Source organism: Flavobacterium sp. (assembly GCF_035456225.1).
Classification (GTDB): Bacteria; Bacteroidota; Bacteroidia; order Flavobacteriales; family Flavobacteriaceae; genus Flavobacterium.
The window spans coordinates 1-7,850 of sequence record NZ_DATIDM010000029.1 but is presented as its reverse complement, the minus strand read 5'-3'; the positions used below and the strand labels follow the sequence as shown (position 1 = coordinate 7,850).

9 protein-coding genes are annotated in these 7,850 nt (G+C 37.7%); 3 read left to right on the top strand and 6 right to left on the bottom strand.

The annotated features are described in order from the left end of the window. Positions 1-116: 116 nt before the first annotated feature. Together VLB74_RS01580 and recR are read right to left on the bottom strand one after the other, a co-directional pair. On the bottom strand, positions 117-905 hold the full coding sequence (locus VLB74_RS01580) for a polysaccharide biosynthesis/export family protein (RefSeq protein WP_325201720.1): 789 nt from the start codon (positions 903-905) through the stop codon (positions 117-119). 83 nt (positions 906-988) lie between these two features. Further along, a complete protein-coding gene (gene recR / locus VLB74_RS01575; protein ID WP_325201719.1) occupies positions 989-1,609 on the bottom strand; it encodes a recombination mediator RecR in 621 nt (206 codons plus the stop codon). An 84-nt stretch (positions 1,610-1,693) separates the two neighbouring features. Here recR and VLB74_RS01570 point away from each other — a divergent pair, with 84 nt between their 5' ends. Beyond that, on the top strand, positions 1,694-3,190 hold the full coding sequence (locus VLB74_RS01570) for a sodium:solute symporter (protein ID WP_325201718.1): 1,497 nt from the start codon (positions 1,694-1,696) through the stop codon (positions 3,188-3,190). On the opposite strand, the gene VLB74_RS01565 is transcribed toward VLB74_RS01570, so the two are convergent. Continuing rightward, positions 3,187-3,543, bottom strand: coding sequence for a CoA-binding protein (locus VLB74_RS01565; protein ID WP_325201717.1), 357 nt, complete (start codon positions 3,541-3,543; stop codon positions 3,187-3,189). The genes VLB74_RS01570 and VLB74_RS01565 overlap by 4 nt on opposite strands. Positions 3,544-3,687: 144 nt before the next feature. On the opposite strand from VLB74_RS01565, the gene VLB74_RS01560 reads away from it, so the two are divergent. Next, complete coding sequence (locus VLB74_RS01560; protein ID WP_325201716.1) at positions 3,688-4,311, top strand: MarC family protein; 624 nt, start codon at positions 3,688-3,690, stop codon at positions 4,309-4,311. A gap of 242 nt (positions 4,312-4,553) precedes the next feature. On the opposite strand, the gene ctlX is transcribed toward VLB74_RS01560, so the two are convergent. After that, complete coding sequence (ctlX, locus tag VLB74_RS01555) at positions 4,554-5,510, bottom strand: citrulline utilization hydrolase CtlX (protein ID WP_325201715.1); 957 nt, start codon at positions 5,508-5,510, stop codon at positions 4,554-4,556. A gap of 4 nt (positions 5,511-5,514) precedes the next feature. After that, positions 5,515-6,468: an arginase gene (locus tag VLB74_RS01550; RefSeq protein WP_325201714.1), complete on the bottom strand. Its 954-nt coding sequence runs from the start codon at positions 6,466-6,468 to the stop codon at positions 5,515-5,517. A 262-nt stretch (positions 6,469-6,730) separates the two neighbouring features. Between VLB74_RS01550 and VLB74_RS01545 the strand changes: the two genes are divergently transcribed. Next, positions 6,731-7,204, top strand: a complete 474-nt coding sequence (locus VLB74_RS01545; RefSeq protein WP_325201713.1) for a hypothetical protein — start codon at positions 6,731-6,733, stop codon at positions 7,202-7,204. A gap of 42 nt (positions 7,205-7,246) precedes the next feature. Here VLB74_RS01545 and VLB74_RS01540 read toward each other — a convergent pair. Then, the coding region (locus tag VLB74_RS01540) for a C40 family peptidase (RefSeq protein ID WP_325201712.1) at positions 7,247-7,850 on the bottom strand (604 nt) is incomplete at its 5' end.

Here is a 7,850-nt window from a genome sequence, read left to right as displayed (position 1 = left end):
TTAAACTCAATACAAACCACTTCCAATAACCCAAAAGCTTTGTTACAAAGCTTTTAAAATCAAAATTATTATTGCGTTCAAAAAAGGTAAAATCTTTCGGATCGAGCATTTGCCAGTTATAAATTAAGTAATAAAAGTGTTGTTGTCACCAAAGACAAAGCAGTAATTATGGTGGAAACAGACTGCATACCGGTAGTCCCTGTTCCCCATGATTTTTGCTTTAATGGTTTTATGTAAATATAATCGTTCGACTGAAGATAATAATAAGGTGATTTCATCGCGCTCGCATCCGTCAAATCAATAGTGTGGGTTTCTGTCCCGTGCGGATACTGACGAATAATCGACACTTCCTTTCTGTTTCCGGTCATAGTAATATCTCCTGCATTGGCAATAGCTTCCATGATAGTAGCCTTATCCTGAAAAAGCGTTTTTGTTCCGGGACTTCCAATCTCACCATTTACGGTATATCGCAATCCCGCCAATTTAACTGTAACAAAAATATTAGCCTCCTTTTTAAAATAGTCATCTAAAAGCTGTTTTTCAATTTTCAGTCTTATTTCATCAAGGGTATAGCCCAAAACATTCATCTCCCCCAATACCGGGATTCTTATATTCCCGTGATCATCAACCGTGAATCCGTCAAAGTACAGGGACTGTTCGTCCTGACCTCCCGCTTGATTCCCTGACGGCGAAAACATATCCACCAACTTTTGATCCAATGCCTTGATCTTTATACTTAATATGTCATTTACCTGAACTCTGTACGGTTTGTTTACCATCTGATTGACATTAACCGTCAAACTGTCCTGGCCTTTATTCTGAAGGTATGTCAACTCTTTTGTTGGTATGCACGAAACCGAAGAAAACCCTATAATTAATAGTAAAAGAAATAATTCTTTTTTCATCATTCTTATTTTAAAAAAACAAATATAGTTTTTCAATTCAAATTTTTAAACTTATTCGGCGATATTACGTTAAAAAGTAACATTTACATATTCCGCAATGAATTCTCAAAGGGAATACGCTGCATTAAACTCCTTCCCAAAGTCACTTCATCTGCATATTCCAGCTCGTCTCCCACGGCAATTCCCCTCGCTATCGTAGAAGTAATCACCTCATAGTCCTTAATTTGTTTGTAGATATAAAAATTGGTGGTATCCCCTTCCATGGTTGAACTCAAGGCAAAAATAATTTCCTTCACATCTCCGGCCTTCACTTTTTCCACCAGCGAATTTATATTCAACTGACTTGGCCCCACGCCGTCAATCGGAGAAATTTTACCTCCCAAAACATGATACAACCCCTTAAACATAGCAGTATTTTCCAAAGCCATAACATCCCGGATATCTTCCACCACACAAATCACCGAAGCATCACGGGAAGGATTTAAGCAAATTTCGCAAATTTCCACATCCGAAATATTATGACACTTTTTGCAAAATTTTATTTCCTCCCGCATCTTGAGCAGGGCTGATGTCAGCTGCTCCGTCTGCTCTTTCGGCTGTTTCAATAAATGCAGTACAAGGCGCAAGGCTGTCCGCTTTCCGATACCGGGTAGCTGAGCCATTTCGTTTACTGCTCTTTCTAATAGTTTTGAAGAGAATTCCATGTCGCAAAAGTAAATAATTTGAAGATTATTCGATTTGACAATTTGAATATTATTTATGTAAATTGGCACAATAAAATTTAAACAATGACATCGGCAACCATACTTACCATTATCATCATTTATTTCGGACTTCTTATTCTGATTTCCAACATCGTAAGCAAAAAAGACCACAGTAACGATACTTTTTTCAAAGCGAATAAAAATTCAAAATGGTACCTGGTGGCTTTCGGAATGATTGGCACTGCGCTTTCCGGTGTTACGTTTATCTCTGTTCCGGGTGAAGTCGGTAATCCAGATTTGCAATTCAAATACTTCCAGTTCATCCTGGGAAACGCCATCGGATTCATAATTATTGCCAAAGTACTCTTACCACTATACTATCGAATGAACCTGACATCAATTTATGGCTATATTGAACATCGTCTGGGAACCATCAGTTACAAAACCTCGGCTATCATATTCTTAATCAGCAGAACCATCGGATCGGCTTTTCGATTATATTTGGTGGTAATTGTACTTCAGCGTTATGTTTTTGACGACTTCAACATACCTTTTGCTGCAACCGTACTTATTTCATTGGGATTAATTTTCGCTTATACCTATAGAGGCGGATTAAAAACCATCATCATAACGGATACACTACAAACATTTTTCCTGGTTTCTTCCGTATTCCTTACGATCATTTTTGTTTGCAGAAGTTTGGATTTCAGCGCATTGGAAGCGTTTGAAGCAGTTAAAAACAGTAATTATTCCAAAATATTTTTCTACGAAGACTACCTTCAGGGCAATTATGTAGTAAAACAGATTCTGGGCGGAATCTTTGTAACGATTGCAATGGTGGGACTGGATCAGGATTTGATGCAGAAAAACTTGAGTTGTAAAAACATCGGCGAAGCACAGAAAAACATGTTCACTTTTACCGGGATTTTTGTCCTGATAAATATTTTCTTCTTAAGTGTTGGAGCTTTACTTTATATGTACGCCGAGAAAAACGGAGTTGCAATTCCAACGGTTGACGGGATTACCCGAACAGATTATCTTTTCCCCGAAATCGCCTTCAAGCATTTAAGTATCATTCCGGCCGTAATCTTTCTTTTGGGACTGACCGCCGCAACCTTCGCTACAACCGACAGCGCACTGACAGCATTGACCACATCGTTTTGCGTAGATTTTCTTGGCATGGACAAAGCCGAAAACGCCAATAATATGCAAACAGTTAAAACAAGGCATTTGGTTCACCTCGCCTTTTCATTTCTGATGTTTTTGGTGATATTGATTTTCAATTCACTTAACGACAAATCTGTAGTAACTATGATTTTCACCGTTGCCGGTTATACCTACGGTCCGCTTTTGGGATTATATGGATTTGGACTTTTCATCAAATCGAAAACGGTTAACGACAAGCTTGTACCTCTTATTTGTATTGCATCACCACTGATTACTTATTTCATCAATTCCAATTCGAAAGTATGGTTTGGCGGCTATGTGTTTTCGTTTGAATTAATCATTGTTAACGGATTGATAACCCTGCTTGGTTTATTGCTGATAAGCAAACCTGCCACCGGCGAGACCCGATTCTAAAACTGATTGGTAGCAAGCAGTACCAAAGTACAGGCGGATTCAAACGGAATATGCTCTTTTTCAAGCAAATCGAAAAACGCTTCGTTCTCTGCACCCGGGTTAAAAATAACCCTTTGCGGTTTAAGACTAATTACATAATCGTAATATTCCTTCTGATGCGTCGGATTCAGGTACATGGTGACAGTATGAACGTTTTCGAAGGGTAATTTTTCGGTTTCAATTTTCACATCTCCGATAGTGTCCTTATGTCCGCCTATTGCCACTACCTCATGACCATGCTCAAGCAAGCTGTTAACCGCCAGAAAAGAATAACGTTCCGGATGCACTGAAGCACCTATCACCAATGTTTTCATCTACATTATTTTTTTAATAAAGTTACTATTTTTATCCTTTTTTTCCTATTTTAGTCAATCAGGGAGTTTTCAATTACATAATTGTTGTTTAACCCAATATTTACATGCGTCTTTACTAATCGATTTAATTTTGCAACAAAACCAATGGAGTTATTTATTTACATTTTTGCAGCCGTATTTTCAGTTTTAAACCCACTTGGAGCTGTTCCAGTTTTTGTTGGACTAACACAACACGACAGTAAAACAGAGCGTTCCCGAACGTCTTTATGGACAGCCATTAACGTCTTTATCATATTAATCATCTCTTTCTTTGTGGGAGAATATGTTTTGAAATTCTTCGGAATCAGTATTGATGCGTTACGTATTGCCGGAGGGCTGGTAATTGTAAGTTCCGGTTTTGCCTTATTAAGCGGAAATTTCGGAAAAAAGAGAGGGGTTAACAAAAAAGTAGCCAACGACGCTCAAAAAAGAAGTGATATTGCCCTTACCCCATTGGCTATTCCAATGCTGGCCGGACCGGGTTCCATTTCACTATTGATTGCTTTTTATCAGGATTACCCGGACTTCATGGACAAAGCCATCGTTTGTGGTGCTATTTTAGCTGTAGCCGTTGCTATTTTTATCATTTTAAGAAGCGCTCATTATTTGTCAAGAATTTTGGGAGCCTCGGGTATTGTGGCCATTTCAAGAATCATCGGATTTATTGTAATTGCAATTGGCGTTCAGTATATCAGCGTTTCGGTTGTTAATATCTTCAAAACTATTTAATAAAAAAGAGACTGTCTCAAAAGTCAGAATTTTAAAACCCAAATGACTTACTTGATTTCCCCAAAAAAAAATATTGCTTAAGTAGATAACATTTGATAAACATATAAGTCATAGAAGATGAACTAATAGTCAAAAACTTAATTGACTTATATGGTTTCACAAGAGGAATACAATAAGGGTAAAGGATAATAAAAGAGGCTGTCTTTTCGGGACAGCCTCTTTTATGCAATAATATATTTATATCAATCCAAATCTTCTAATTCTTCTGCTTGAGGCAAGAACACCTCCGCCATCATACAACGCGCACTTCCACCCCCGTATGACTCGATCGTATCCAAATTGGAAGTTATTATTTCGCAGTGTTTTTCAAGTCCCTGAACTTGTTTCGGAGTCAGACTTTGGTGTGCCTTTGTACTCATTACCAAATAACGTTTGTCATTGGTGCCGCGAACTTGCAACATATTACCGGCAAAGCTGTTCATTTGATCTTCTGTTATCAGAATGATGTCTTTTCCATCCGATTTCAAACAATCCAGAACCATTTTTCGTTCTTTATTATCATCTATGCAATCTGCACAAATTACTGCAAAAGTTTCCCCTATACTCATCATTACATTAGTGTGATAGACAGGCTTTCGTTCTCCGTTAACCGTTTGAAAAGCTTCAAAAATTACCGGGTTCATTTCGAAATCTTCGCAAAACTCAATCATGATTTCTTCGCTAGATCTTTCGGAAAGTGCACAGTAGGCTTTAATATTCTCACGATCCAACACCAAACTACCGGTTCCTTCAAGAAAGAGTCCTTCCTGTTCGGCTGAACTATAGTCAACAAGCTGATCGATATAAAAGCCATTTTCCTCCATAATATCCAAAACATCTTCTCTTCGTTCAAGACGACGGTTTTCGGCAAACATTGGGTATAGCGCCACATCACCGTTCTGATGGAAAGAAATCCAGTTGTTCGGAAAAATGCTGTCCGGCGTATCCGAATCTAAAGTATCATTAATTTCAATAACATTTACCCCAACACCGCGCAACTTCGCCACCAAAGCATCAAACTCATCCTGGGCCTTGGCATTAGCAGTTGCCGGCAATAACGTTTCACCTGTTTTTTGGTAGTAATTATTAACCAAGGTCTGCTCGTTCCTGCGAAATGCCACTGGGCGAATCATCAGGACAGTGTTTGTAGTTTGCTGCATAGTTTTACTTTTTTAATGTTTGCACTATAGTTTCAACCAAATCCAAGGTTACTTCCGCCATAGTATTTATCTTTTCATCCAAACACGGGTTTACTTCAACAAATTCAATACAAACCGTTTTATCGTTATTAGCGAAATGGTCAAGAATAGCTTTTGCCTCTTCAGGAGTCAAACCATCATTAACCGGAGTTCCTGTTCCGTGAGAGGTTAGCACGGGATCCATCGAATCGACGTCAAAAGACACGTAAATACAATCGCAGTCTTTCAGTTTTTCATCAATAGCTTTGACTATTTCAGCTACGCCTTTGGAGCGCACATCGGCTACTTTATAATTTTCGATATTAAATCGGCTCAAAACATCATCCTCCTGGCTTTCCGTATCCCTAACAGCGATATAAACCAGATCATTTGCATCAATTTTCGGAGAAATCCCTCCAATTTGCTTCAACTGATTCCAAAAAGCAAGCGTTTCAGCAGGAACTTCATTTGTTTTACATTCCAAATTATCAATAGCCAAAGCCGTAGCCAAAGGCATTCCGTGCATATTCCCGGAAGGCGTTGTAAAAGGCGTATGAATGTCGGCATGTGCGTCGATCCAAACCACACCTAAACGTTTGTTGGGAAATGCCGATTTGATTCCGGCAATTGTTCCTCCGGCAGAACCGTGATCTGCTGCTAAAATTATCGGAAACTGATTGTCCTCTAATAACGAAGCAACTTTATCATTTAATAGTGAATATACTTCCGCCAGACCATCAATACGCTTTGCATATTGGTGTGTCGTGGTTTTATCCAGTAATTCATTTACGCTTTTGAGTTTTACAACTTGATTTTCCCCAAAAATGAAACTCCCTTTCTTTCTGGCTGCGGTAATAACCGCATTAGGCCCTAATGAAGCTCCCCGGGTACCGGCCGTAATTTCAGAGGTATTAATTAAAAAAACTATATTTTTATCCATAGCAAACTTCGCTACATTTATCTTTTTATCCCATCTAGCGCAACCAACTTCTTTTGAATAAATGGTAATGATACTAAACTATTGGGCTTTCGACAAAGATAGAAAAAGGGCAACGATAAAAGAAAGACTTATCCAAAAATAACCAACACGAAAACGCAACCAGCAGAGACTCTGATTATTAAAACGTTAATTTAATACCAATATCAACTTTTATAAGTTAATTCTTTATTTTTTTTCGTAAATTTGATAAAAACAAAAAATTATGGGAATAGCTAGTTTTTTTAGTTCGCTTTTCGGTAAAGCTCAAAAAAGCACCGAAGGCTTAGGAGAAAATGTCTCCAATATGGCAGATACGGCCGTAGACAAAGTAGAATCGCTTGCCAAAGAAGCCGGCGAAAAAGCTTCTGAAATAGCAGATAAAGCCGAACAAAAATATGATGAGTTAGGCGTAAAAGATTCTTTAAATAATTTAGTGGATTCTGCGAAAGAAACCGCTACGAAAGCCGCCGACTGGATGGAAGACAAAGCACACGACGCCAAAGACACACTATCTGGCGTTGTGGATAAAGTGGAAGATACGATCAGCAATTTAACGGACTCTAAAACCCCGGAAAACAAAGAATCTTTATCCGATATTGAGAAAAATGAAGAAAAACCGGTTGAAAAACCGGTTGAAAAACCGGTTGAAAAAACTGATGAAAAACCAGATGACGAAGAAGAGAAAAAGACTGTCTGATTTTATCAATAAATAAAAAAGTCCCGAGAAATCGGGACTTTTTTATTGTATGTGTATTCTTTTAAATCTTCGGTCAAAAAGAAAAATATCAACCGGATAATATAGCAGTCTTTCTTTATTCAGGAATGAAGATTCAATTGCATTCAATTTCTTTTCGCGAAGGTCAAAATGATACTTATCCGAATCAGTCGCTTCCAAAATTTTGCAGACAAACCTTGAACAGTAAATTGATTTTGTTGCTGTATTGGAAAAAGAATAATCAAATTTTAGATTGCACTTTTTGATTGAATCTATTTTTGAAACCAGTTTAGTCTTCGAGTTGAAATCTAGAATTTCAAGAAACTCCAGATGCAACTTCCTTTTTCCGGAATCACAAAAATCATCAAACTCAATTTGCTCTATACAATTTCCGTTCTTATTAATCGCATGAAAAACCTTCCATGACATTTCGTTGTAGATCAAAAATCCCACATGGGTCACTTTTGAATTACCAAGATTAAATTTCTTCACAAAGAATCCTTCTTTACTATCGGACTCTCTAAAAACTAAGTAGCATTTTTCTTTATTCAGTTTTAAATCATCCTTTGCACACGAAGTAAAAATCAGAACAATTAACAACCAAATGAATTTAATGCTTTTCATATCA

Excerpts from the sequence above, each read along its gene's own strand:
- VLB74_RS01580 (WP_325201720.1), bottom strand. The coding sequence starts at position 905 with ATGAAAAAAGAATTATTTCTTTTACTATTAATTATAGGGTTTTCTTCG.
- recR (WP_325201719.1), bottom strand. The coding sequence starts at position 1,609 with ATGGAATTCTCTTCAAAACTATTAGAAAGAGCAGTAAACGAAATGGCT.
- VLB74_RS01570 (WP_325201718.1), top strand. The coding sequence starts at position 1,694 with ATGACATCGGCAACCATACTTACCATTATCATCATTTATTTCGGACTT.
- VLB74_RS01565 (WP_325201717.1), bottom strand. The coding sequence starts at position 3,543 with ATGAAAACATTGGTGATAGGTGCTTCAGTGCATCCGGAACGTTATTCT.
- VLB74_RS01560 (WP_325201716.1), top strand. The coding sequence starts at position 3,688 with ATGGAGTTATTTATTTACATTTTTGCAGCCGTATTTTCAGTTTTAAAC.
- ctlX (WP_325201715.1), bottom strand. The coding sequence starts at position 5,510 with ATGCAGCAAACTACAAACACTGTCCTGATGATTCGCCCAGTGGCATTT.
- VLB74_RS01550 (WP_325201714.1), bottom strand. The coding sequence starts at position 6,468 with ATGGATAAAAATATAGTTTTTTTAATTAATACCTCTGAAATTACGGCC.
- VLB74_RS01545 (WP_325201713.1), top strand. The coding sequence starts at position 6,731 with ATGGGAATAGCTAGTTTTTTTAGTTCGCTTTTCGGTAAAGCTCAAAAA.